The sequence below is a fragment of the Thalassobacterium sedimentorum genome (genome assembly GCF_031127905.1).
In the GTDB taxonomy this organism is placed as follows: Bacteria; Verrucomicrobiota; Verrucomicrobiia; order Opitutales; family Coraliomargaritaceae; genus Thalassobacterium; species Thalassobacterium sedimentorum.
In genome coordinates this window covers 14,341-40,142 of the sequence record NZ_JARXIC010000005.1, presented here as the reverse complement: position 1 = coordinate 40,142, position 25,802 = coordinate 14,341, and the positions used below count along the sequence as shown (strand labels likewise).

Annotated in this window: 22 protein-coding genes and 1 other RNA gene; 9 read left to right on the top strand and 14 right to left on the bottom strand. The window is 48.0% G+C overall.

What is annotated here, in order from left to right; genetic code table 11:
- Positions 1–47: 47 nt before the first annotated feature.
- The 5 genes from ssrA to mgtE form a co-directional block, all read right to left on the bottom strand.
- Positions 48–392, bottom strand: a transfer-messenger RNA (tmRNA) gene (gene ssrA, locus QEH59_RS04265).
- A gap of 192 nt (positions 393–584) precedes the next feature.
- Positions 585–1,073, bottom strand: coding sequence for a type II secretion system protein (locus QEH59_RS04260; protein WP_308984113.1), 489 nt, complete (start codon positions 1,071–1,073; stop codon positions 585–587).
- A 141-nt stretch (positions 1,074–1,214) separates the two neighbouring features.
- Positions 1,215–2,174 carry a hypothetical protein gene (locus QEH59_RS04255; protein WP_308984112.1) on the bottom strand — a complete coding sequence of 320 codons (960 nt, stop codon included), beginning with the start codon at positions 2,172–2,174 and terminating at the stop codon, positions 1,215–1,217.
- Positions 2,175–2,368: 194 nt separating this feature from the next.
- A complete protein-coding gene (locus QEH59_RS04250; protein ID WP_308949285.1) occupies positions 2,369–2,527 on the bottom strand; it encodes a small basic protein in 159 nt (52 codons plus the stop codon).
- A gap of 128 nt (positions 2,528–2,655) precedes the next feature.
- Entirely contained in the window at positions 2,656–4,032 is a 1,377-nt protein-coding gene (mgtE, locus tag QEH59_RS04245) for a magnesium transporter (protein ID WP_308984111.1), read from the bottom strand.
- A gap of 114 nt (positions 4,033–4,146) precedes the next feature.
- On the opposite strand from mgtE, the gene QEH59_RS04240 reads away from it, so the two are divergent.
- Both QEH59_RS04240 and QEH59_RS04235 read left to right on the top strand, forming a co-directional pair.
- The gene (locus QEH59_RS04240) at positions 4,147–5,499 is read left to right on the top strand and encodes a voltage-gated chloride channel family protein (protein ID WP_308984110.1); all 1,353 of its coding nucleotides are present in this window, start codon (positions 4,147–4,149) and stop codon (positions 5,497–5,499) included.
- A 3-nt stretch (positions 5,500–5,502) separates the two neighbouring features.
- On the top strand, positions 5,503–6,453 hold the full coding sequence (locus QEH59_RS04235) for a phosphatidylserine decarboxylase (RefSeq protein WP_308984109.1): 951 nt from the start codon (positions 5,503–5,505) through the stop codon (positions 6,451–6,453).
- A gap of 7 nt (positions 6,454–6,460) precedes the next feature.
- Here the strand turns inward: QEH59_RS04235 and QEH59_RS04230 are convergent, their stop codons facing one another.
- The 3 genes from QEH59_RS04230 to QEH59_RS04220 all read right to left on the bottom strand — a co-directional run bounded on the left by QEH59_RS04230 (position 6,461) and on the right by QEH59_RS04220 (position 9,216).
- On the bottom strand, positions 6,461–6,943 hold the full coding sequence (locus tag QEH59_RS04230; RefSeq protein ID WP_308984108.1) for a YegP family protein: 483 nt from the start codon (positions 6,941–6,943) through the stop codon (positions 6,461–6,463).
- 72 nt (positions 6,944–7,015) lie between these two features.
- On the bottom strand, positions 7,016–8,179 hold the full coding sequence (locus tag QEH59_RS04225; protein ID WP_308984107.1) for a Gfo/Idh/MocA family protein: 1,164 nt from the start codon (positions 8,177–8,179) through the stop codon (positions 7,016–7,018).
- A 2-nt stretch (positions 8,180–8,181) separates the two neighbouring features.
- Positions 8,182–9,216 (bottom strand): sugar phosphate isomerase/epimerase family protein, encoded by a 1,035-nt coding sequence (locus tag QEH59_RS04220; RefSeq protein ID WP_308984106.1) that lies wholly within the window; start codon positions 9,214–9,216, stop codon positions 8,182–8,184.
- 76 nt (positions 9,217–9,292) lie between these two features.
- Between QEH59_RS04220 and QEH59_RS04215 the strand changes: the two genes are divergently transcribed.
- Positions 9,293–10,033 carry a helix-turn-helix domain-containing protein gene (locus tag QEH59_RS04215; RefSeq protein ID WP_308984105.1) on the top strand — a complete coding sequence of 247 codons (741 nt, stop codon included), beginning with the start codon at positions 9,293–9,295 and terminating at the stop codon, positions 10,031–10,033.
- Here QEH59_RS04215 and QEH59_RS04210 read toward each other — a convergent pair.
- Positions 10,028–11,728 (bottom strand): helix-turn-helix transcriptional regulator, encoded by a 1,701-nt coding sequence (locus tag QEH59_RS04210; protein WP_308984104.1) that lies wholly within the window; start codon positions 11,726–11,728, stop codon positions 10,028–10,030. The genes QEH59_RS04215 and QEH59_RS04210 overlap by 6 nt on opposite strands.
- A gap of 209 nt (positions 11,729–11,937) precedes the next feature.
- Between QEH59_RS04210 and QEH59_RS04205 the strand changes: the two genes are divergently transcribed.
- The 4 genes from QEH59_RS04205 to QEH59_RS04190 all read left to right on the top strand — a co-directional run bounded on the left by QEH59_RS04205 (position 11,938) and on the right by QEH59_RS04190 (position 18,155).
- Complete coding sequence (locus QEH59_RS04205; RefSeq protein ID WP_308984103.1) at positions 11,938–12,732, top strand: hypothetical protein; 795 nt, start codon at positions 11,938–11,940, stop codon at positions 12,730–12,732.
- Between the two features lie 339 nt (positions 12,733–13,071).
- Positions 13,072–14,721 (top strand): right-handed parallel beta-helix repeat-containing protein, encoded by a 1,650-nt coding sequence (locus tag QEH59_RS04200; RefSeq protein WP_308984102.1) that lies wholly within the window; start codon positions 13,072–13,074, stop codon positions 14,719–14,721.
- A gap of 63 nt (positions 14,722–14,784) precedes the next feature.
- Positions 14,785–15,579, top strand: coding sequence for a prepilin-type N-terminal cleavage/methylation domain-containing protein (locus tag QEH59_RS04195; RefSeq protein ID WP_308984101.1), 795 nt, complete (start codon positions 14,785–14,787; stop codon positions 15,577–15,579).
- A 227-nt stretch (positions 15,580–15,806) separates the two neighbouring features.
- Positions 15,807–18,155, top strand: a complete 2,349-nt coding sequence (locus tag QEH59_RS04190) for a right-handed parallel beta-helix repeat-containing protein (RefSeq protein WP_308984100.1) — start codon at positions 15,807–15,809, stop codon at positions 18,153–18,155.
- Positions 18,156–18,215: 60 nt separating this feature from the next.
- Here the strand turns inward: QEH59_RS04190 and QEH59_RS04185 are convergent, their stop codons facing one another.
- From QEH59_RS04185 to QEH59_RS04165, 5 genes are all read right to left on the bottom strand, one after another.
- Positions 18,216–19,667, bottom strand: a complete 1,452-nt coding sequence (locus QEH59_RS04185) for a sulfatase family protein (protein WP_308984099.1) — start codon at positions 19,665–19,667, stop codon at positions 18,216–18,218.
- On the bottom strand, positions 19,664–20,494 hold the full coding sequence (locus QEH59_RS04180) for a DUF1961 family protein (RefSeq protein ID WP_308984098.1): 831 nt from the start codon (positions 20,492–20,494) through the stop codon (positions 19,664–19,666). The genes QEH59_RS04185 and QEH59_RS04180 overlap by 4 nt, the downstream gene beginning before the upstream one ends.
- Positions 20,495–20,500: 6 nt before the next feature.
- Positions 20,501–21,703, bottom strand: a complete 1,203-nt coding sequence (locus QEH59_RS04175; protein WP_308984097.1) for a TolB-like translocation protein — start codon at positions 21,701–21,703, stop codon at positions 20,501–20,503.
- A 74-nt stretch (positions 21,704–21,777) separates the two neighbouring features.
- Positions 21,778–22,542 carry a hypothetical protein gene (locus QEH59_RS04170; protein ID WP_308984096.1) on the bottom strand — a complete coding sequence of 255 codons (765 nt, stop codon included), beginning with the start codon at positions 22,540–22,542 and terminating at the stop codon, positions 21,778–21,780.
- Positions 22,543–22,694: 152 nt separating this feature from the next.
- Positions 22,695–23,906: a glycoside hydrolase family 130 protein gene (locus QEH59_RS04165; protein ID WP_308984095.1), complete on the bottom strand. Its 1,212-nt coding sequence runs from the start codon at positions 23,904–23,906 to the stop codon at positions 22,695–22,697.
- A 194-nt stretch (positions 23,907–24,100) separates the two neighbouring features.
- On the opposite strand from QEH59_RS04165, the gene QEH59_RS04160 reads away from it, so the two are divergent.
- Both QEH59_RS04160 and QEH59_RS04155 read left to right on the top strand, forming a co-directional pair.
- Positions 24,101–25,258: a XylR family transcriptional regulator gene (locus QEH59_RS04160; protein ID WP_308984094.1), complete on the top strand. Its 1,158-nt coding sequence runs from the start codon at positions 24,101–24,103 to the stop codon at positions 25,256–25,258.
- Positions 25,259–25,361: 103 nt separating this feature from the next.
- Positions 25,362–25,802: a 3-hydroxyacyl-ACP dehydratase FabZ family protein gene (locus QEH59_RS04155; RefSeq protein ID WP_308951781.1), complete on the top strand. Its 441-nt coding sequence runs from the start codon at positions 25,362–25,364 to the stop codon at positions 25,800–25,802.

Below are 25,802 nucleotides of genomic sequence, written 5' to 3'. Positions count from 1 at the left end.
ATTTGCCAATTTAATTTGGCAAATTATGATCGAGAGTCGATGTTAATTGGTGGAGGTGGCGGGAGTCGAACCCGCGTCCCTCGTGCTTTCACACGTGGCATCTACATGCTTAGCTTAGAATTTTTTGTCGTTGCTGAAGCGTCTCTAAGCAGACTCTTCAGTTTCCAGACTCCCTAATTACAACTGATAAACGGGAGCCAGGTTATCAGCTATGCCTGCTAGTCGACGCTTCTATTCCTTAGCAGGTGTCAGGGTAGAAACGTTGCCGCATTAAGCAGCAAGTGCGAATTGTTCTTCGCCAATTAATTTTTGTAATGGATTGATACGGAGCCTCCATCATCTCCGACATGCAGCCTCGCACTACGACACAAGGTCGAATCCGTGACACCCCCTTGAAATCTATTAAGATTTAGGAAATTTGAATTAAGGAATAGGCGCTCTAGTAGCGCCCAACCTTTTAATTATACGGAAAGAATTGTGTCCGCATTTGCGGATGCTTCTTTCAAAGAACCAAGGTGCACATTCGCATATTTTTTTCGGAACGCAAGTTTGAAGGTGTTTTATCTTCTCATCGACATTGCCTACTATTCATCATTGATTTCGGGGATGGACTCGCGATCGGCTTGATAATATTGGAAGAGATAAACTAATCCACTGCCATTGTATGCCATGCGTACGTTACCAGTTGCGATGTTACCATCGTCGATTATGCTGTCGAGGCGGACTGCTTGTTCTGCAGTAAAACTGAGATTATAGAGGTAAACATAGGTTAAATTTTCAGTGTTTACATAAAACCAACTATATTGACCGCTTTTCCACGGGGAGGGAAGGTAGCTGGCAATCTCGTTGGGCATACGAGTATAGGTCATCGCTTCAGGATACGTACCTTTGATAGTGGTGAAGAACTCTATCGCTTCTGTGAATACGCGTATGTCATTGGCGGTAGCAGCGGCTTCGGTCCGATCAACCGCGATACGGATGCTGGGAATACTGAGCAGCGCCAAGATGCCGATGGTCGTCGTGACGACCATAAGCTCTATTATCGAAAATCCTCTAGGGTGTTTGGCCTGCATAATTGTCCGATGTTCCTTAGTCCTTAGGTGAGGTTGCCAATGGCGACTGCGATGTCAAACGAATGTGGAAGCTTGGCCTGGTGCGGCGCTCGGTTCGAGTGGGGCCAGCTGGGGTGGAGATTGGTATAAGTCTGGCCATTGTTAAAAGTCGATGAGGTATTCGTAATACGCTTTCTTTGTGTGGCTGTCGTAGATGGCAATTTCTTTCTCGGGGCTTTCTGCAATCAAGCCTCGTGCAACTTTTGCACTGATATCGTCTTGCCAGGATTCAAATTGTTCGATTGTGAGCACGCCGCCTGGAGTGGCTGGACTGCTGGAACGGCTATTGGGGGTGGGGATATATGCTCTGTAACGGCTGATGATTTCTTGGTTGACTAAGCGGCGCACGCTCATACCGCGGCTTTCCGCCCATCGTTTGAAATCTTCGCCACTAACTTTAAATTCGAATACTTGAACTTGTTTGGAGCGATAGTAGGAAATGTCGCTGGCGTAATTGGGAAGCCAGCTGACTGAATCGATGTTTTCGCCATAGTCGGGACCTCGGCTCAGGAGGAAAAATATGGCGAAGGGGAAACAGAGCATTAGAACTGCGAAGGCGTAGAGTGCGCGCAGATCACGACGTGTTTTGGGTTTGAAGGACTCGAGGGCGTCTTCGTAAAAGCGCAGTTTGATGTTGGCGCGTGCTTTATCGGCGCCTTCACGTTCGACGAGTTCCTCATAGGTGGCTAGTCGCCAACGACGCTGTAATTTGGCGTAGCGCTCGAGTGCGTCCTGTTGTAGTGCTTTTTCTTCTTGGTAGCTGGTGTCGATACGCAGGACGCTGACATAGCCTTCTTGAGTGACCCAGGTCCACGCCTCACCTTCGCTTTTGAAATAGCCTCCGAGCTGAAAAAGGTCCATGTTCCAGCGACGGTGACCTGCATAGACTACGTTAATATCTTCATCGAAGGGGCCATTAAAGAAGTCGAGCCGAACTTGGCTGTCTTTGAGACCGCTTTCTTTCTGATAGGCGAGCTGTTTCTCTTTACTTGTGAAGGCGCCGAGGGCGTGAAGAGAGCCGTCATCTTCTACGCGAATCAATATATGCAGGTAAGGTAGCATTGATGTTTATCAGGCCTAGTCGTTTAGCTACGTGTTTTTGTAGGAATTAATAGAGGAGAGAGCGGTCGTGTTTTGGCAAATAGTGGGAAAGGCGATCAGAATGTCACTACTGATTTTAGTCTGAATGTAGCCTTATAAAAAAGCCCTTTTCATATTCAGAAAAGGGCTTTGTTAAAAAAAACTGATGAGATGGCTTATTCTTCAGGCTTGGTCTTCTTCAGGCCAATGACGCGATTACCGTCTTCCCATTGTCCGCGCTTGCGGAGTAGGTCCACACGCTCGAAGCGTTTCAGGACAGTGCGATTCTTTTTACCACCACCACCGGCGGCTTTGAAACTGTTGTGTTGTGACATAGTAGGACTCCTTGTTAAAAGTGAAAGCGGAGGAATAAATGGGGGCATCCCGCAAAGATCAAGGCCTAATCGGGATATTTTTTTGAGAGCTCAGGTGGGAGACTTGAGACTTGAGGGCTGAAGTGGGATTAGGTTAGGTAGGGGAGGCATAGGGAGGCTAGGCCTAGTATGAGCATGAAGCCGCACATGTCGGTGACGGTGGTGAGGATGGGGCCGGAGGCAAGTGCGGGGTCTTGGCGGCAGGCTTTGAGCGCGAGGGGGACTAGGCCGCCGACGCAGACGGCGACAGTGGTGTTGAGTGCGAGGGCAGTACCTACGACCAGCCCGAGCACGGCGTTGCCTTTCCATAGCCATGCCAAACCACCAATGAGCAGTCCGAGGCAGGCGCCGTTAATCAGTCCGACACTGGATTCTTTGACAAAGACGCGACGAAATTCCTTGGGGCTGATGAGTTCGAGAGAGAGTTCACGCATGGAGACGGCCACGGCTTGATTGCCAGAGCAGCCGGACATGTCGGAAATAATAGGTAGGAAGACCGCAAGCGCGATGACGGCTTCGAGGGTGTCTTGGTGCATTGCGATGACACTGGCGGAAATGAGATTAAGCACTACATTGATGCTAAGCCAGGAGAGGCGACGTCCGCTGCGTACTTTGAGTGGCATCGAGCGGAGCTCTTCTTTACCCATTAGACCTTGAAATTTAAGCAAGTCTTCCGTGGCCGCTTCCTGTAGAGCTTCAGTCGTGGATTCTCGATCTATGATGCCGATGAGGCATCCATCTTTATTGACCACTGGAAGTCCCAGATAGTTATGCTCTTCAAAAATAGCTTCCAGCTCTTCGACCGTATCGTAGGCGCGTACGGTGGTGGGATTGGGGATCATGATTTCGGTGGCCTGTTGTTGATGACTGGCAAAAAGTAGATTGCGCACTGGTAGTACACCGAGCAGTTGTTTCTCCAGACCGAGCACGTAGGCATATTGTACGCCAAACTCGATGTATTGCTCTCGATTGGCCTGAATGTCATTGAGAATGGCTTCGACGGTCATGTCGGCGCGAAAGGAGACAAACTCACTGTACATGATCGCCCCTGCTGTGCCTTCGGGGTAAGCCATGAAGCGACGCGTTTCATGCGCGATGTCGTCGTCCAGCTCTTCGAGGATCGCTTGCGAGTCCTCTTCATCGAGTTCATTCATTAAGTCGACTCGATCGTCACTATCAAGTTTGGCGACAAAGGGTGCAGCCACTTGTGCGGGGAGCTCTTCAATGATATCCGCACCCTGGAAGTAGTAGACATGTTCAAGCACTTCGGCGCCCTGTTCCGGTGATAGTAAGCCGAAGAGTGTCTGTCGATCGACGACGCTGAGTCGGTCAATTAGTTTCGCCGTTTCATCGTGATCCGCTTGTTGTAGTGTTTGTAGGGCAGTGCTCGTATCGTTTTTTTCGATCGCCTGATGGAGCGCATCGAGCATGCTATTGAAATCAATTTCTGAGGTTGTATCGGTCATATGAGAAAACGTCTGGAATGGTAGGCTTTACAGGGCGCGTGATTACCGCCAAGCAATATATATGCAAAATGTAGGAACAGTACGAAAAAGCTCTATGGGCGGGCTCGCTTAGTGATGGTGAAGCTTCGTTCTACATCGGAGCCGTTTCGCATGGTGCGGCATGTTGTCTGGTGGTCCTTTTTGGTGCTGCCAGTTGCGGTTTCAGTTGGTATTATGGTCGCAGTGTTTCTCTGGCTATTAGAGCAGGCTACCCAATTACGACATGCTCAGATGTGGTTGATTTGGTTGCTGCCGCTGGCAGGGGTGGGGATTTATGCGCTCTATCATTACTGGGGACAAAATTCAGAAGCGGGTAATAATTTGATCATGGACGAGATTCATGAACCAGGAGGAGGGATTCCTTTTCGCATGGCACCGCTGGTTTTGCTGACTACCGTGCTGACTCATTTATTCGGTGGCTCTGCTGGGCGCGAAGGTACTGCGGTGCAGATGGGTGGAAGCGTTGCTGAATACATTGGCAAGCGTTTGGGGCTGACCCGGGCGGATCAACGGATTCTCTTGATGTCGGGAATGGCGGCTGGTTTTGGTGCGGTTTTCGGCACGCCAGTTACAGGAGCGATCTTTGCCCTGGAAGTGTTGGCGGTTGGGCGTATTAAGTATGATGCCTTACTACCTTGTTTGATTGCGAGTTTGTTGGCAGATGTGACCTGTAATGCCTTCCCAATACATCACACGGAATATACGATCGCGTATTCCGCAAAGGCAGCTCTGGGATATTTTTCGTTAGATTTGGTTTTATTGCTGAAAATCATGATAGCCGGAGCTTGTTTCGGGCTGGCGAGTTATGCTTTTGCAGAGTTGTCACATTGGCTGAAGTCGACATCACATGCATTGATTTCACGAAAATGGCTCATCCCGGTTTTGGGGGGCGGCTTGGTTTTGGGGATCAGTGGTATTATCGGGAGTTATGATTATTTAGGCTTGGGAGTGCGTTCGCCGGACCCAGAGGGGGTCAGTATTGTATCCGCGTTTTCGGCGGGTGGTGCGGATCCATTTAGTTGGTTTTGGAAGTTGGTTCTCACGGCGATTACGCTCAGTTTAGGTTTTAAGGGGGGGGAAGTGACGCCTTTATTTTTTATCGGAGCGACACTGGGGAATTCCTTGGCAATGCTTTCGGGCGCGCCAGTAGATTTATTTGCAGGATTGGGTTTTATTGCGGTGTTTGCGGGGGCGACCAATACACCAATTGCGTGCACCTTGATGGGGATTGAGTTATTTGGTGCCGAGAATACCGTTTATTTTGCGGTTGCCTGTTTTATGGCTTATTATTTCAGCGGTCACACTGGTATTTATCAATCCCAGCGGGTGGCTGTTTCTAAGTTTCACACTACCGAGTCGAATGAATCGACTTTAAAGGAAATCAAAAGTGCTCGTCGTCGATATGGACGGGGGCAGGAGCCAGAATAAAGTATGAATTTTGCCGCAGAGTATAACGCGCCTATTGAATATTATAATCGTCACACTGGTGCAGTTGAAACTGAATCGGTTTATGGCGAAGGTTTCTTACGCTGGGCCTATGGGAATCCACTGGGGCGTTTGACAGTCGCTGTTGCAGTTAAGCGCTTATGGTTTTCGAAGTGGTATGGTTGGCGGATGGATTTTCCCAGAAGTCGTGAGAAAGTAGCTCCTTTTATTCAGAACTATGGTGTAGACATTGAGGAGTTTGCGGATGCTGTGGGGAGTTATGGTAGCTTTAATGAGTTTTTTTATCGTAGATTGAAATCTGCAGCGCGTCCTGTGGATCCAGATCCGCAGGCGGTGGTTTTTCCCGCGGATGGACGGCATCTGGGGATCGAGAATGTTGATGTCGCAGATCGTTTTTACATTAAGGGCCAGCGTTTTGATCTGGAAGCCTTTGTTGGAGATCCGTCACTTGCTCAGGAATTTGCTGGTGGAACAATGGTGATTTCTCGTCTTTGTCCGGTTGACTACCATCGCTATCATTTTCCCGTCGCTGGGGAGGCTGGACCTGTTCAGGTTCTGCCTGGCACTTTACGTTCGGTCAGTCCGTTGGCATTACGTCGCCATTTATCGATTTTATGGGAAAATCGTCGTGCTCGTACTGTTATTCAATCACCTACTTTCGGGAAAGTGATTGTCATGGAGGTCGGTGCCACCTGTGTGGGGGGAATGCATTCAACTTTTACTGCGGGGAGTGTGGCCAAAGGGAGCGAGAAAGGGTACTTTTCCTTTGGGGGGTCTTGCGTGACCACTATTTACCAACGGGGCGCAGTTCAACTGGAACCTGACTTATTAGAGCAGGCGGCACTCGGTCGGGAAGTATATGCGAAAATGGGAGAGCGGAGTGGCGCCCAAATATCCGCCCACGAAGCCTCTCGTAGAGCGATTCAGTTGGATTAGAATGTGACTAAAGAGACCAGAGGTAGCTTTGGGAATTGCCCAAAATGTTTCCGTTGGCGTCCTTTAATGTGAATTTCCAAGCTGAAGGAGCACCGCTGTCTTCGGGCCAATCTTCACCAGTTAGACCGACAAAAATTTCTTTAGTGCTGACTGGTTTATTGGCCAGTGTGAATTCGTGTATTTGCTTATCGATTGATTTCTTCGTGTAGAATTCTCCGACGACTACAGTGCCCTTCGGGAGCTTACGAACATTAGTGTCGAGAATTAAAGCAAAGTAGAAACCCGATCGCTCCTTGGGATTGGTACGAAAAACGATGCGATCACCGAGATTCTCTCTACCCGTTAAATATTCGCTGATACGTTTAAACTGTTCTGTTTCAATATAACGAGGCTTGATTTCCTCGATTTGAACAGAGGAAACTGCTTGCTTGGGTGTGCTGGCACATCCTGCATATAGGGTGCAAATGAGGGCGATGATGAGAAAACGCATGTGTTCAGATTCGCTAGCAGGTCAGGCTTGTCAAGAGTGCCGTCAGTCTAAGAAGAATGAGGTGCCGCGCGGCTAAATACTTAATGATGTCCAAGTGGCGTTGTTTTTTGAGCTTTCGACAACCGCTTCGACGAAGGCCATGCCGCGAACACCGTCTTGGATGCTAGGGTATTCTTTGGCGTAGGCTGGAGCTTCAGCACCAGAGAGTTCTGCGGCGATGTCTGCGGCGAAGTTGCGATAAATATTGGCGAATGCTTCGAGGTAACCTTCCGGATGGCCCGCTGGGGTGCGGCTGTGAGCGGTGGCGCTTTCGCCCAAATAGCCACCACCGGTGCGATAGATTTGGGTGGGCGCATCCAGGTGTTTGACTAGCAGCGTGTTCGGCTCCATTTGATGCCATTCCAGGCCGCCCGTTTCACCGTAGATGCGGATGTTGAGCGCGTTTTCCTCGCCGGCTGAAATCTGTGAGGCGTGCAGGATGCCCTTGGCGCCCCCTTCGAAGCGGAGTAAGATGTTGCCGTCGTCGTCCAATAGGCGTCCATCGACAAAGGCGGTGAGGTCGGCGGCGAGTTCTTTAATTTGTAGGCCGGTAATGAACTCGGCCAGATTCTCGGCGTGGGTGCCGATGTCACCGATGCAGCCTGCGGCGCCCGAGCGTTTGGGATCGGTGCGCCATGCGGCTTGCTTTTGACCGTCTTGCTCGATCGGAGTGGCCAGCCAGCCTTGTGGATATTCGACTACCACCTTACGCAATTTTCCGAGTTGACCGCTCTGGACCATTTCGCGGGCCTGTTGGACCATGGGGTAGCCTGTATAATTGTGGGTAAGCCCATACTTGAGGCCTGTTCGGGCAACGATTTGGGCCAGTTCTTGGGCTTCCGCCAAGTTGAGTGTCGCTGGCTTGTCGGAGAGCACATGGAAGCCAGCCTCCAAGGCCGCCTTGGCCACGGGGAAGTGCACGTGGTTGGGCGTGACGATGGCGACGAAGTCCATGCGCTCGCCCTCGGGCAGTTGCGCCTCGGCGCTCATCATTGTTTCGAAGTCGCTGTAGCAACGCGCCTCTGGCAGGAAAAGTTCTTTGCCCGAGGCGAGTGCGCGTTCGGCGTCGGAGCTGAAGGCGCCGCAGACGAGTTCGATTTGACCATCAATGCCAGCGGCGATGCGGTGGATGGCGCCAATGAAGGCACCTTGGCCGCCGCCGACCATGCCCATGCGGATTTTACGATTAAGTGTCATAGTTACTGATTCTTTTTGTCAAAGGCGGCGTCGAAGGCGATGGCATTGGGCTTGAAGTCGAGCTTCTTGACGAAGGCCGCGGCTTCGGTGCCGCCATGGATGCGATCCATGCGGCCGTCTTCCCATTCTACCGAGAGCGGGCCGGCGTAGCCGATGTCGTTGAGCGCAACGATGATCTCTTCAAATTGAATGTCACCGTGACCGAGTGAGCGGAAGTCCCAGTGGCGACGTGCATCGGTGAAATCAGTGTGGCCACCGAAGACGCCAACTGTGCCATCGCCGTGGCCCCACCAGGCGTCCTTCATGTGCGCGTGGTAGATGCGGTCGGCAAATTGACGAATGAATTTTACGTAATCCACGCCCTGATAGCCGAGGTGGCTGGGGTCGTAGTTGAAACCAAAGCGCTGGTGCCCATTGACCGCGGCCAGCGCGCGTTCGGAGGAGGCGATGTCAAAGGCGATTTCGGTGGGGTGCACTTCGAGTGCGAAATTGACGTCGACCTCTTCGAAGACGTCCAGGATCGGAATCCAGCGCTCGGCGAAGTCTTGGTATCCTTTTTCTAAATACGCCTGCGAGGTGGGCGGGAAGGCATACAGCGCGTGCCAGATGGAGGAGCCCGTGAAGCCATTCACGACCGGGGCGATCACGGATTCGTCCGGGCGAGCGTCAAAGAACATACGCGCAGCGCGTGCAGTGGCTTTCATTTCTTCGGCCGCACGTTGGCGCACGCCCTCTGGATCGCCGTCGCCCCAGATCTCTGGCGAGAGAATCGCCTGGTGGCGCTCATCGATACGATCGCAGACCGCTTGGCCCACCAAGTGATTGGAGAGGGCGTAGCAGCTCAGGCCGTTGGCTTGTAGCTTGTCCCAGATCGAGGCGATGTAGCCGTCTTCTTTCAATGCACGTGCGACTTCGAAATGGTCGCCCCAGCAGGCGAGTTCCACACCATCGTAGCCCATTTTTTTGACGAGGGGAAGTAGGTCATCCAGCGGCAGGTCAGCCCACTGGCCGGTAAAGAGGGTAACTTTTCGACTCATAGCCGTGCATTATAGCTGAAATGCTGGAATTGACAATGCTCTCAGTCATCCATAATTGTGCAGTATTCGTCACGATATGGATTTAACTGCATTTGCCGACCGCAGACTTTGGGACTTAATAGATCATGTGTCTTTCTGGGTGAAAGACCGTGCGGGCTGCTTTGTATGGGTGAATCGAAACTTGGCCGAGCAGGCGCAGGCATCGCGCGCGGCTATTATAGGCACGAAAGACAGTGACTGGTTCTTTAACGAGCTCGCCGATGTTTATATGGAGGATGATGTTGTTGTGCTCAAGACGCAGCAAGCGATTATCAATAAGCCAGAGCTGGTGATGAGTGCTGATGGCGAAGTGGTCTGGCATGCGACCAGCAAATTTCCTTATGTAGACGTGAGTGGAGCGGTGGCGGGCACTTATGGTATGAGCCAGCCAATGGTGGCGCTCGGGGATCTGCCTGCGGAATATGCAGATTTATCTTTAATCGTCAGCTATGCGCGTGAGCATTTGACTGCTGGGGTGACGGTCGAAGCTATGGCGCGGAAGGCGAACATGTCACTTTCGACCCTAGAGCGGACTGTGGCGCGACATCTTAAAATCACGCCCTTGAAATTACTGCAGCGTATGCGGATGCATCGTGCGCGGCATTTGTTGACAACGTCTAGCTTAAAGGTGGGGGAAGTCGCGCATGAATGCGGTTATGAGAGCTTTTCTTCGTTTTCGCGTGCTTTTCGGCAGGCATATGGTTGTGCGCCCGGCAGCTTGCGGCATCAATCATGGTCTCCAGTAAATTCGGAAATTAATTATAGAGGTAAATTATGAGTTATGTTGGTAGCGATAGGCCAGCGGGGTGCAATTGTACTCACGTTTAAAGGCTGTAATGAAAGCGCTAGTATTCGCGTAGAGTGCATTTGATGCAATCCTGCTGATCGATTCATTTGTGTTCGTGAGTTCAGTCGCCGCTTGTGCGAGTCGGTGACGTCTAACGATTTGTGCAGGCGTGCCGCCTTGCCATTGACGTCTTAGGCAGCGTGTTAGATAGCTACGGGAGTAGCCGATTGATTTGGCATAATCGTTAATCTTGCCGATTTTACGATAGAATTCAGGGGATTCAAATTGACGTAGATCAGGAAAGCTGACCGATTGAACTGCATTGGAAGTTAATAAAGACTCCCAAGTACATAGCCAATCGTGGGCGATTTGAGATCGCTCGACTGATGGGGCACCTCTCCCTGCATTCCATCTGTTTACCCATTTTCTTGCCATCTTTACTGGGGCACTGTCTTGAGGGATCTTTAGAACCCAACCATGCTTTTTAGTCAAATAATGCATCGTTTGCAGTGACCAAGGATCTCGCATTTGTAACCAAATCCGGGACCATGGTTTGCCGTCGGGGGTGGACCATCGACCAAACATTGGTTTAGGATGAATTACGACAGTGTTAGGGCCGACATCCAACTTGTGGCCATCGACTTCGAATAGCGCATGTCCTTCGAGTGTGTAAACCCAGCAGATCGCGCTGGTGATTGAATTCATTGCCAGATTGAATGGCTTTTTATATTCTGAATTAGTCAGCCCACCATCGAACTGAAAGTAGGGTAAGCCCCATAAGCAAATAGGGTTTTGATCTTGGTTTGCCTTTGGGGCGGGCGATTTCTTGGGCTGTGTGCTCTGGGATATTTTCGCTGGAGGCGTCGGCTTGGTCGAGTTCGTTGTACGCCACTGACTTGGAGTTGTATTTTCTGCCGTTCGAAATGCTGCACAAAAAGCGGATGCGCCTGAGTAGCCGCATAGGCGAGCAATCGTTTGTAAGCCCATCTCTGATTCGCTCAGGAGTTGTTTGACCAGTGCCATTCGTTGAGTTCGCAGTAGTTGCACGAGTGGTGGATAGCCACGGTTTTTCCAACATTTTAAAAGATGGGATGCGGGGCAGTTGAGGGCGTAGGCAATCGACTTGAGCGAAAATTGATTTCGTTTGGCGATAGTCGACAATGTATCCGGGCCTCCTGCTAGCAACTTACCCAGATTCAGGCGCCCTTGCTCTGCAAATTCATGAAGCATTGAAATCCAATAAAAAACTTCTTTGGGGCTTGGATTTCTTTGGGCGAGTTGTTGCGTGGCATGGATGGCTTTGAGATTCGGTGGAATTCTCAACTTGCGTCCATACTGACGTTGGAGCTCATCAAGATATGAGCACGATAATGCATCTTTGAAATTTAGTTCTAGAACACGGGTTTTTATATCCTGAGCGGCTCGGATTTGTAGCTGTAGCTTCGGACGGCAGTAAAAAACAGAGTTTGTTTCCAGGACATGAGTGACATCGTTTTCAATGACTTGGATGGCTTGCTCGGTTACTGCAAGTAGGCGAACTCCACGCTTGTTGCCGGGGAATATTTGTTTGGGGCCTTGTTTGTTTAATATGAGCCATTGGTATGATTCTAATTGAGGGTGAATCATTAACATGCCTGAGTCTTGGGCGGATGTTGTTGAGGATGATTGAGCTAAATGTTGAGGCATTTTGATTATTTGCTAAAAAAGGTAACAAATTCGTTATATATATAGATTCTCTATATATACGAGTTCAAGGAAATAGGTTATTATAGTTAATACTGACTATAGTTTGTATTCATACGCATCGCAGCTTTGCTGCAGTTATGATGATTCTATGTCATCATGCTTTATAAAGATATCGTACACGATATCTCCCCACTCCAAACATACCTATAATGAAAAAAGTAAAATATACCTCTATGCTTTGTTGTTTATTACAAGCAGGCCTTGTCCTTCCACTTGCTGCGCAAGTGAATTTTGAAGGAGAATATTCTCAAAACTTCGATTCTTTGCCTCTTTATGAGAGTAATTCAGGGACGGATACTTTTAATTTTATTAGTGATTCGACAATAGCCGGTTGGTATTCTAGCGAAGAGGATACAGATGGGAATGAAGGCCGTTCGAGTGGTGGAGCTGCTTCAGCTTCTGGAATTATTTTTAACTGGGGGAGGACATCGGATCGCGCTTTAGGAAATTTCAGTTCTGACGGATTTGCTGGTACGGTCTATCTTGGAGTGCTGTTGCAAAACAATAGTGGTGCCACGATTAATACACTAGGTATAGAATATGTGCTTGAGCAGTGGCGTAGAAATACAAGTGCGACGACGTGGACTTTGGAATATATGGTGACTTCAGATACTAGCAATGCCATTGGCGCTGCAACTGGTTTTACTACAGTCTCTGGTAGTTCGGTTACATCGAGCACTGGTTCTGCCGCGGGTGTGAATGGTGATTGGTCTGGGAATGAATATCCTGTTGATCTAACTATTAGCGGAATTGACTGGGACGAGGGAGAATATCTTTGGTTGCGATGGGCGGATGTTCAGGGCGCAACTTCAAGTGGGTTTGGCTTGGACGATCTAAGTGTTTCTTCCATCCCTGAACCAGCCTCCTCTTCTTTTCTCTTTGGTATCGCGCTGTTGTTTTTGATGGTACCTCGTTCGGCACAAAATTTGCGCCGTCGCAGATAGGTGACGCTTCCCATTCCTCTGTGGCTTTAGTTCTGCAGGTTTTAGACCTGCAATTCTGAAAATAGCTCTACTGGAAAATTTTGTGTGTGTGCTTACTTGCTCATGGAACTCATCCATTGGCTACAGTTACTGAGTTCCATGCGTGGTTTAGTGGATCGTCGTGCCTGGATGTTCAGTGCGGATTGAATGCGTTGTGATCAGTCTTGAGTCAATTCTGATGCTTTGGTTGTCACAGGCAGATCTTTGCTTCTTTGAAGCACTCTCTCTCATATTTTTATCATAATAAAACTAAAGATGTCCTCAAAATTCATACTATATATAAATTTAATACTGTTATCGGTGACGACAATTTTCGCCACGGAGCGTATTGAAATTCATCGTGAGGGCGAAGCTGCGGCTTTAGAGTTCACTACGATTCAGGCTGCGATTACTGCCGCGCAGGCTGGAGATACAATTCGAATTTCTGAGGGGGTGTATCATGAGAATTTGATTATCTCTGGGAAGCATGGTTCCGAAGAGCAACCTTTCATCTTGGAAGCTGCGGCCGGTGCACATGTCATCATCGATGGAGCTGACCAGGAATTACAGCATCCTGGATCCAATCGTTGGACCTGGGATGAGGAAGCGCTGGCATGGACTGCCGAGGTTCCATGGCAGGGCAAAGCAAGTCGTGCACTATTGACTTGGGCATCGCATGCAGATGAGCGATTGATTGCAGCGCACCATAATCGAGAGTATTTTGAGCTAGGTCAACGAGGGGATGCGTTATACCGGATTGGTCGTAAGGTCTTGCTACGTTTAGAGGATCAGTCAGATCCGAATCTATTGGCACTTAACATTGGAATGGGCGAAGGTATTATTCAATTATATGATTCAAGCCATTGGATCATCCGAGGTGTGCATTTAAAGCATGCTGGATATGCGGGAGTCCACCTCAAAGGACCCACTGTTAGTGACATTTGTATTGAAGATATTTCTGTAGAAACAGCATTTCGAGGAATTAGTACTGAGGAATATGGGGTTGGTTTTTCTAATCGTATCACTGTTCGTAATTGTCGTATTTTTAATTTTTGGAATTTTGATTGGGAATGGAAGCAAGGGTATAAGGATCATGTGGTCGCGAGTTCCGATGAGAATGCTCCAGTGCGAGGTGGCGGCATTCATATCTTTGCCAATGATAGCGAGATTGCTAACTGTGAAATTGCCGGTCAGTGGGATGGTATCCGAGTCCAGGGGGAAAATATACAAGTGCATGGCAATTTGCTTCATCACATCAAAGACGACATGATGGAACTGGAGTCCAACAACTCGAGTCATGTACGAGTTTATAATAACATGGGATATCTTGTCTTTGCTGGATTTAGTGTCGTTTCTAACCAGAAAGGTCCTATTTACATTTACCGTAATTTGGTCCAGTCGAACTTACATTCGCTGATGTTTGACGATGTATACCGGTATGGATATCCTCTGAAGTTTGGAAATGATTGGGGGCCGAATGCCTCTAATATTTACATTTATCATAATACCTTTGATTCCAATGGTCGATCCATGTTCGTGGCACGTAAGTCTAGAGCTGAAAAGTGGAAGCAAATGGGATGGGTAAATAATATCTTTAGCCGACGCCAAACGGGAGTCGTTGGCATTGAGCAAATGGGACCAGCTTCAAATGATTTGATTTGGGAAGGAAATCTGTTTGTTTTAGCGGATGAGTTGAAGGTCTTGGAGTCCTTTGATCCAGTCTATGCAAATGCGGGTATTCTGGGTGCTCCGGATTTATTGGCGCCTTCCGCCACTCCACCCAATTTTCAGCTTGGAGCGAACAGCGATGCGAGACAGCAGGGTACGCGTCGTGTGATGAGTGAAGGATGGCCCGATTCGATCGTGAATGAGTCAGGAAATTCCGATGTCGGAGCGATTCCGTACGGATTTACTCCGCCGCAGTATGGCACTCTGCATGAGCGATATAATCCCTGGGGAGATGTGTTTTGAGTTACATCTTCTATATGCAAAATTTAAATTTTCTATCTTAACACAATCAAAACAATACCCCTTATGAGATTTGATTTCACAGCTATTTATTTGCGTCTTGGTACGAGACGCCCCGCCGATCTCCTTAATCATAAGTCACTCGGCAGATCGTGTGACTCCGCGTTTACTTTGATCGAATTACTCGTTGTCATTGCTATTATTGCGATTCTGGCAGCTATTTTGATTCCAGTTGTTGGTCGGGCTCGTGCCACAGCCGAAATTTCAGCCTGTACTTCTAATTTGCGTCAATTGCACACGGCCGCGAATCTCTGGATCATCAATAATCAGAATCGGCTGTTAGATAATAAATATTGGTCCTACGATAAACCTGAAATTAATGAGGCTTATCAATATCAATTGGCCCCTTATCTTGGTTTTGAAGATATGGCTTTAGGAGATTACGAGATCTGGCAGAATCAAACTTCACCCATGAAATGTAATGCTGCGCATGCTGAGTATCCATCAACTCGTCCATGGGGAAGGACTTATGCGATCAATGGGCACGGGACTTCAACATCAGAAGGTGACCCTCGCAGTCCGCAGTGGTACCCACCCAACAATCTGAGTATCGAAAATGCATCTAAAATGGTCCTGTTCCTAGACGGAGCGGTGAGCCCTGATTCGGATGGTAATTATTGGAGTAACGTCCAGAGTTCTCAAGTATCTTCATCGCATGCTGCGCCGATACAATACCCACATAATAATACGTTAAACGTCGTCTACCTAGACGGGCACGTAGAGAATATAGATGAGGCCACCATGCGAGCTGAATACAGCGAGGCAGACATTCCGTTTTGGAAATATAAGTTTAATCCATGATATTGTGTAAGCTATATGAACTAGATCTGCTTATTCGCTGTAGCTATAGTTTATAGAGGGGATTCAGTCCTAGCGGCCTAGATTATCTTTGTGGATGAATATCGTTGATAGTTCTCTAAAGGAATCTCGCTTCCATGTATTTGTAGTCAGCGAATTTATTTCTAATATTTAATTGTGAATTAAGAAGAGTTGATTCGCAACGTACCTACCCCTAGCTCGAAAAAATAATGTATAAGAAAACACTTTTATTCTCCCTAAATATCTTAGGTCTGATTGTCTACTGTTCACTTATTTCGGCTCAAGAAGAGCTCATCGCGATTGATGATATTTACACGCAGAATTTTGATTCCTTACCGCTACATGCGGGGTCATCTGGTACAACTAGCTTCTCATTTATAAATAATACCACTCTTATGGGGTGGTATTCTAGTACTAATGCAGCACGAGCGAGTTCTGGTTCTACCAGCGAGAGTGGTACGCTGTTTAGCTGGGGAAATAGCAGTAGTTCTGATCGTGCGTTGGGCCCATCAGATGCAACTGGCTTTGTTGCTGATGAATACTTAGGGGTTCAATTGAAGAATGTTTCCGGGAGTATGCTTTCAGCCATTAATCTGAAGTATGTGCTCGAAGAATGGCGTGGAGATGCTTTGACGGTTTCCACTTGGCATCTCGAATATCTCATAACTTCCACTTCTGGAAATCAGCTTGAAGCTGCTGGATATACTTCAGTCGCAGGTTCTAGTGCGTCCACCAAGACAACTGGCTATGGTGTGAATGGTAATTTGGAAAGTAATCAGTCGAAGTTTGATTTGCTTCTTACTGATCTCGATTGGCATGATGGAGAGTTTTTATGGTTGCGTTGGGTTGATGAGGCGCAACCAGCTGATGCCAGCTTAGGCTTGGATGATTTTGAAGTGTCGGGTGTTGCAGTTGTTTTGCTCTCTGCACTAGGTGATATGCAATCTTTTGCTACAATTCAAGCGGCTCTTGATGCTGCTGTGGCAGGCGATACGGTTATTTTGAGTGAAGGTGTTTATCATGAGAATGTTACTTTCACTGCGTCTGGATCTGTGGGCGCACCAATCACATTGAGAGCTGCTGCGGGAGCGCATGTAGTGCTTGATGGAGCGCTAGCTGAGTTGCAGTCAGCAAACGTTACTGGAGAATGGGTGCTTTATGATGCGAGTCATTCAATCTATAGGACGTCTGTGCCTTATGAAGGTTCTGATGCTGATTACTATACCTGTACATTTGTTTCACGCATGGGTGATATTGCGACGCATGGTTGTGATCGCTTACTTTCACCTTATGCAAGTTTGGATACGTTAAAGGCTGCTCCGCGTGGCGAAGGTAGTTTTCGAGATGGAGTCGATGTCTATGTGCGTCTCAATGATGGTGTTGATCCAAATACTGTTGGATTGAGTATTGGTCAGGCGTTAGGCGTAGTGGATACCAATGGGCAAAGTCATTTACGAATCGAGGGACTTGAAATTCGCAACAGTGGTTGGGCTGGTATTTGTTTGAGCGGCACCGGATTTGAAGATATTGAGATTAACAATGTAATCATTCGGAATTCATTTCGTGGAATCTCGACCGTGATTCCTGAGTCGTCCGAAAATATCGGTATTTACACTTGCGGTATTTACAATGGATTTGACCGTGATTGGCTACGATATGGCGGTTATGTTGTAGGCATTGGCGCTCATAGTGGTGGGGAGCAGTATTCACCTTATCGAGGGCACGGTATTTTGATTGACGGTGATCATACCGAAATTGCGAATTGTAATATTGCAGGTCAGTGGGACGCGATTAAAACTCAAGGTTATACGGTACAAATACATCATAATACGATGCATCATATTAAGGACGATGCGGTTGAATTAGAATCCAATCGATCAGGTGATGTCGAATTCTATAATAACTTAATGTATGATGTATTTACAGCTGTGAGTGTGACTCCGTCTTACCCGGGCCCATTTTATGTTTATCGGAATTCGGTTCAAACAACACGCAAAGAAAATTCAACCCCGACTCATACAGTTCATGGATATGGCATTAAGAGTGGTAATCATTATGGGCCATATGTGACTAAAAACGTTAAAGTTTACCAAAATTCATTTTATTCAATTCGAAATAATGTATGGGAGAAATTGAATGATACGGCAGACAATGAATGGGATGCATATGAATTTGTTAATAACGTTTTTTACATAAAACCATATTCGACTCCTAATGTGAATTTTCGTGGCTTAGATGAAGATGAGTCAGGAGCCGATAATTATTGGGAGGCAAACTTTTATAACTTCTATGATTTGCCTAGCGTTACTGAAGAAGCAAACGCAGAGTTATCTTCAAACGATATCCATTTTTATATGGAGATTCCTATCGCGGATCAAATCACCTCAAGTGATCTCAGGCTCACCGCAAGTAGTCCTGCATTAAATTCAGGCAGTAGTTATCCCACCTTGCAAGGCTGGCCCGATTCGATTAGCATTTATCCAAATGGCCGAGATCGCGGAGCCTACGAAGAGGGCATGTTGGTGGACTCGATTGGCTCGAATTGGACTACAGAATGATACTATGTATTTGATCCAACTCTCGTTATTTCTGAAGGAGATTGTTTTGTGACATGAGTATTACTGTTTTTCTTCGTTTTCGGAAATGTTATTTTTTATTGTGTAGAATTCTGGTGCAACAGGACCTGAGAAATGTTGATAACTTGTAGCTGTTTGTCTGAAAATAGGGGCAGCTTTGGGTTTTAGAGATCGATAAGGGTCATGGCTTGTGCGCAGGTGTTGCTCCAACAAATCGCGATGTCGTTGCAAATCTTCCAGCATATCGTCCGAATTAGCTAGGTTATGCATTTCCCCAGGATCTGTTTGTAAGTCATAGAGCTCTTCCTGACCATCTTCTAAATAATGCGTGTACTTAAATTGTTCGGTGCGCACCATTCGACCTGGTTCTATGGTATAACCCCATTCTGTATACCATTGTGAAAACACTGCATCATTTAAATCAATATTGTTATTTCCTTGTGAGAGAGCAGGGTAGAGCGATTTTCCCTGTGTTTCAGATGGGACTTGTATCCCTGCAAAGTCACACAATGTTGGCAACAGATCTATCAGTGAACACAAGCCGTTCAGTGTTTGCCCCTGTCTTGCAACACCAAAACCGCTGAAGGCGAGTGGGACGTGCGTCGTTTCTTCGTAAAAACTAGTATGTTTGGTCGCCATCCAACGCCCAGTCATGGAGTCGCCATGGTCTGAGAAAAAGGCCACCAAGGTTTCCTCGGCATCCGCTCGGCTTTTGAGTGTTTGTAGTAATTTACCTATTTCTTGGTCGGCTAAGTTTAAATAGTGATGGTAGGCGTGTAGATAGTGTTGAATTTTCTTCTCATCCCAGCCCGCGATTTGTGCCTGTCGAACATGGGCGTTCGGAAGGTGTTGAATGGGAAGTGGGCGAGATCGGAGCTCTTCATCAGAGAGATACAAATTCTCTGGCAGTGGAGGCAGATTATCGAACTCAGCTTCGAGTGGTGTCGCATTGGCATTATTCCCAATCCACCCACAGATATTGTGTGGATTATTGAAGTCGGCAACCATGCAATACGGTGCGTCCTGTTTATAGGAATTTAGGAAGTCGACCGCACGTTGACTGGTGTAGTTGTCCTGCCAAGTGTCGTAGTTCTGCACTAGGCTCGGGTGCGCGGGAGTTGATAGTATTTCTTCGGTGGGAGCACAGTCAAAGCCTCGTAAGCTGCCACCGTCATGCTGTTTTCCAAAGTGTACTGTCGTGTAACCTGCTTCTTTGAATAAGGAGCCGAGTGTGGGGGCGTTCTCAGGGAATTCTGCATTCGTATGCTCGCGGCCGTTTGATAGGATGCCTGTTTGGTGAGGGTATCGACCCGACCAGAATGAGGCTCTTGATGGCAGACAGAGGGGGCAATTTGAATACGCGCTCTCGCAACGTACTCCGGAGTCGATAATGGAGTTTATGTTTGGTGTATTGGCGTATGTGTTGCCCCATGCGGGGAGTGCTTGTGCGGAAAGTTGATCGCAAATGATGATCAATATATTGGGTTGGCTCATGGCAACTCCGTGCCCTTCAGTTGGCTGACTTTAATGTTCTTGTATAGCCCTGCGCGTTGCCACATGTGGCGTAGGCCGATTCGCCCTGTATCTAAATTGGGAACTTGAGTTAAGTCCCAGTGATAGAGGCGTTCTTCTTCGCTGTTGCTTACATTCATATACATGGTTTCACCATGTTTGATGACTGTGACGTGATGGGGGATTCCTGGTTTAAATAAGCCTACTGCTGCATAGTCCGGATCGAGTTCCATTCCATCGAATCTACCTTTAAATAAGGCGCGTGGATAGCGGCGTGCACGAATATAGGCGGAATCTTCCCCCGTTTCGATTTTATTGTCAAATGCAGCATAGCTGATGTGCAATAAGTTCATGTGATCGAAGTAGGTGGACATGTAGGGGATTTGCCTGTGTTCATTCCACTCGGAGATGTCTTCAACGTAAGGTTCCGGACCAAACCCCGTTGCATAGAGGTAGACGATACATACAAAACGGCTAACAGTGTCCAGACGAGTGAACTCAAATTCTAGCTTTAAGTCCCCTTGAAAGCTCTCTCGGCTCCATAATACGGAATGAGACGCGTGGTCGCCCTCGATCGGGCCTGCCGCGTAGAACATGCCATCGGGGGTGTTTTTGAGGGTCGCCTTGTGTCCGTCAACAAACCAGTGCTCTGTCCAGTCATCTTGACCGGAGTCAGACATGATCTCATGCCAGTTTGCATTTTCGATTTCAGTATAAGCGGATCGATATTTTTCTTGGGCTTGCATGGGTTGTTGGTACGCGAGGAAAGCGTAAGTGAATAGGATGTAAACCGTCTTTGAGAAACGCATGATGTATTATGGTTTAATTTGGACGACGTAGGTGCCGTTATAGCCGTCTTCAGTAGGCATGTGGAAATAAGCACGTTTGCCATCTTGTGAAAAGGCCGGATTCACATGGTAACGCTTTTTCCAAATTACATCCAAAGGTGAAAATTCAGCAATGATTTGGCTGGTTTGCAGATTATCATCAGCGTGATAATAGCGTAAAATAACTGGATCTGAGTTATAGTTACTTTCTGATAGAAATCCTTTCCGGTCGGGGGACATTGCATAGTGGTTGCCCGGAACATTGGCGATGGTTCCTAAGAATTCGCTTTGATAGCTATAACGGACAGGCAAGAGCCAACGTGATTTGTCGCGGTCATGTCCTGCAAATGTCTGATCGTCATACCAGCGAAAATGCAGTAGCAGGGGGTCTAGATTGATCACATCGCTGCCATCAGGTTTCATACTCAGTCGCAGTCTTTGGCTAGGCTCCGTGCCCACATCCAAGCGAAATGCGATGCGTTCTGCATTCGGTGAATACATCAAGTGCAGGAATTTCCATTCGCTTTCTGGATAAGCCCCTTCTGCATTGAGAGCACTTGCGGGGAGTACGTGTTTAAGCTTATTTAGCTCAGATACAGAAATGAGCAGTGTGTACTCTCCCGTCGCTGCATCCAATTCATACATTCCTGGTACTCCAATTGGAGTGCCCTTGGTTCGAACATCCGTGGCAAAGAGTATTTTACCCGCATGAGCATCGTGACCTACGTCAGTGACGCCTGGTATCGGGGCGAATCGATTTTCTCCAGAACTAGCATCGACTACAAACAGTTCACGTGGATTGTCGCTCCACGCGGTGTGGAAGCCTAGTGTTTGATCGTCGACCCAAAATACCTGAGCTCCATTGTGAGGTCTAACGATAGGCACGTCGCACACCTTACGGTGATTGGTGAGATCCGAATCGCACAGCCATAACTCGCCAGGGTGCCCGTCTCTCTCATGCTTGGGCTCTTGGAGGAAGCGAATATAGGCAATACGAGACCCGTCCGGACTTTCCGGACTGGTATCGTAAATGCCAAAGGTGGTCGAGTAGTTGCCTTGACCAACTTTGTATATTTGCCCTGTGCTCAACTCCTCCGTCGTAGTCTTTTGTTTCTGACAGCCACTCAATAGCAAACATGTCAATAAGTTGACGAATCCAAGTTGTATTAACCAAGGTCGGAAAGGATCCATGTTTAATTGCTTTGTAAATATTTGCATTGGGGGGCGGATACGTGCGTGCAAATCGTTTAGTATTAGAGGTTCAATTATTCCTGATTGCGACGATGTAACAGGGTGGCGCTCGTTAGGGCTAAGCAGCCTATGAGCAAACTGGTGCTATTGACTTCCGGAATCGCCGTGATCGTAAGGTCATCGATGGCCAGGCCGGAGGAATCTACACTTTGTGCATTTGTCCAGCGAATCCATAGATATTCACCGTTTTCCCAGTTTAGGTCTGACAAGGTAATTGTGAAGGCTTGATTGGCATCTGTGCCTAAATAGGACGCGCCGCCGGGAGTTCCTGTATACTCTGCGGTGACAGTGGCAGCGGGTATATTTGTGTAGCCACTGCTAGCACTGATCATGTCATTGCTATTCGAGGCAATTAAATAGTCGGCCGTCCATGTCGTGGCATTGGTATTGCGCCTCCATTGCTCGATAGTATAGCTCAGACTAATTGAATTGATTGTTTCGCCGCTGGTGTTGAGCAATTGCACGCCTAGATAAGCTGGGGATGCGGCGAAGCCTTCGTTGATGTAGGTACCGAGTGCTCGCTCTGTAGTGTTTTCTAGGCCCCAGGAATAGATGCCATTTCCCCATTCCGATGAGCTGCCGCTGCTGGCACGTGCGGAGCCAGCTTTATTTGAATACCAACCGATTAAAGTTTCGTTATTGGTGAATGTTGCAGAGGTTGTTGAGCTAGTATTGACAGCCAATGTATTGAAGTCCTGCGAGTAACTACTGTTAAAATTCACTTGAGCACTGAGGCTTGTGGCTCCCAGTAAAGTGAATAGGCATAAGGGGAGATGCATAGGGGGATGTATCATATGTTGTTTATTCTTTGTTAGGGTTTATTATATGAGATCACCATTCAGTGTGGAGTCTCGGGAGTATTTTGAGAGGATTTTCAAATATAGTATATGCCTAAGATGGCTGTATAAATATATAATTTTAGAATAAATATTTAATTTGTGACCTTTTCTTGTCCGACATCCAGATTGTGCGCGTGTGCAAATTCCAGATTTTTTTGTATCAAATCGATTCGCTGACGGGTGCAGGCACCTGTGGTCAATGCATCCGTAGGATTGTTGAATGCATAGTCGAGCAGCGTGTCGATCGTGCTGGTGGCGACATGCATACGAGTGTCGCAGGATGCGTAGTAGATGAATACCTCTTGGTCACGAACTGCGAGGCCATTGCTGAAAATCACATTGGAGACATCCCCGACGCGTTCTTTGCCAAGGGGAGCGATCAAGTAACCTCCGGGTTCAGCGATAACCTTAGTCGGATCGTTTAGGTCAGTGACAAAGGCATAGAGTACATAACGAAGACCCGAGGCGCAGTTGCGCACGCCATGGGCGATGTGTAGCCAACCTTTGGGAGTTTTTATCGGAGCGGCTCCAGCGCCATTTTTAACTTCTTTGATCGTATGATAGACGCGTCGGTTGATGATCTTTTCTTCGCCGCAAATTGCGGGATTGCTTGAGTCTGAGAGTGCAAAACCAATGCCTCCTCCGGAGCCAGCGTCGATGAAACCATCTTGCGGGCGGGTATACCATGCATATTTGCCGCCAACAAACTCGGGATGGAGGACTACATTGCGTTGTTGTGGTGAGGGGCTTTGGAAGTCGGGCAAGCGTTCCCAACTTTCCAGATCCTTACTGCGGATGAGTCCGCATTGTGCTTCTGCGATTGATAGATCGTTGGCGGGAGCTCCGTCCGGTCGGCGTTCGACACAGAATATGCCGTAGATCCAACCGTCTTGGTGTTGTACGAGGCGCATATCGTAGAGGTTCGTGCCATCGTTGGGTAATTCGGGGATGAGCAGTGGTTGCTCTCTGAACCGGAAATTATCGAGGCCGTTCTCACTCTCTGCGATCGCGAAAAAGCTTTTGCGATCATTGCCTTCCATGCGAGCGATTAGATGGAATTTGCCATTTAGGTAGATGGCGCCGGCGTTCATGGCCGCATTGACTCCGAGGCGTTCAATCAAGTGTGGGTTGGTTTCTGGGTTGATGTCGTAACGCCAGAATATCGGAGCGTGCTCGCGGGTCAGGACGCAATTTTTATAGCGTGTGTAGATGCCGTTGTGGAAATCGGTATCGATTGTGTTGGGGCGGGTGACGAGTTCTTCATACTGTTTTACCAGCTGGGTTAGTTGATCGTTAAATTTCATAGCACGGCGATTGCAGGAGGGGGATTGTAAAGCGGAGTATTTCAGACAGAATTACTCCGAAAGATTGATATTTAGAGTGGACTCGACTTCCTTTGAAGTCGAAAAATATGAATTAAATTCGTCGAAAGTTGCAGTTTTTGACATTTTGTATCGAATTTCTGATTCAGCATCAATTTAAGTAGCGATGCTCGACTATGATACGTACTCAGAGAGATCCCCGACCTTGTATCCTCCTGGCTTTAGGATGGTATTCCCCCGCGATTCATCGCGGGATTGCGCATTATGCCCGACGTGCGAATTGGATTTTAGATACCAGTATGGCGCGTGATGGGAGCATTCCTCGCTCAGTTGAGGTTGATGGTATAATATCTCTGCTGCATCATAATATGGAGCTGCATGATTTTGTCGCTAGCTGTGGTCTGCCAGTTGTTAATATTGGTGATATTCAACTCGCAGGAGTGCCCACTGTGAGGTGTGATGATGCTGCGATTGGACGGTTGGCTGCGGAGCATTTTATTAGTCGTGGCTTTCGGCATGCGGCATATTATCGATATTCAACAGCTGCATCAGCCCATGCACGCCAACAAGCTTTTACCCAGGCTTTAGCAGAGGCAGGCATTGAATGTGATCTAATCATATGGCCAGGTGATGAGCGGGGGGCACAGGAGCCTGAAGTCTCGAATTTGTTTGATTGGTTAGGGCAAGAGGTAAGTACCTTGCCACGTCCGTTAGCTATATTTTCTGAGCATGATGAAATTTCGATTCAGATTTTACATGTATGCCGCAATTTGAATATTCCGGTGCCAGAGCAAGTCGCGGTACTTGGGGTGGATGACGATCCGCTTCGCTGTGATTTTGCACCTGTGCCGCTTTCGAGTGTTGATAATAATCAAGAGGCAGAGGGCTATCAGGCTGCAGCTTTGCTGGATCGTATGCTGCGTGGCGATTCGGTAACAGAACGGGAAATTGTGATTGCACCAGTCCGTGTGACGCCGCGCTTGAGCACCGACATTTTGGCAGTGAAGCATGTGCATGTTGCCTCCGTCTTGCATTACATTTGGCAAAATTATACAGGCCCAATTAATGCGAAAACTGTCGCGGCGACAGTGCCTTTGTCTTACCGTCGGCTACATGATGCCTTCCAAGAGGAGCTGGGGCGCAGCATTGCAGAAGAGATCACTTTGAAGCGCCTGGAGAAGGCACAAACGCTTCTCGTTAAAACCGATTTACGAGCGCATGAGATCGCACTTGAATGCGGGTTTCCTAGTGAAGATCGCATGGGGCGCGTCTTCAGACGTATTTTAAATCAAACACCGCGGGACTATCGGAAACGTAATTGCATCGTTCGTTGACTTGAGGGGAATATTAGCTGATTCGGGCGATGCTGCTTGGCGGTCGTTTTTTTGAAGTCTTTAAGGCGTGCATTTCGCGGATTTCAACGTTCACTGGCAAGTCATGGACGAAATTTTACGCACAATTCCACACCGCCCACCGTTTCTCTTTATCGACGAGATCGTCGAAGTTCGCGAAGACGGCGCGACCTGTAAGCGCACCATCCGCATGGAGGAGCCGCAGTTTGAGGGGCATTATCCCGGCAATCCCATCATGCCCGGTGTCTTGCTCTGCGAGGCCTGCTTCCAGACCGGCGCAATTTATCTTGCTAAGCAGATCGAAAAAGAGGGCCGCTCACTCAATGATGTCACACCTGTGCTCTCGCGCATTAGCGATGCGCGGTTCAAGCAAATGGTGAAGCCCGGTGACGAAATCACCATTGAAGTGACGATGGACGAGACTGTCAGCCGCTTCTTTTTCATGAAGGCCAAAGTGCTCAAGGGCGGCAAGCCAGCCATGACCATTAAGTTCGCATTGGCGATGGTCGAGGGGGAGGGGAAATAG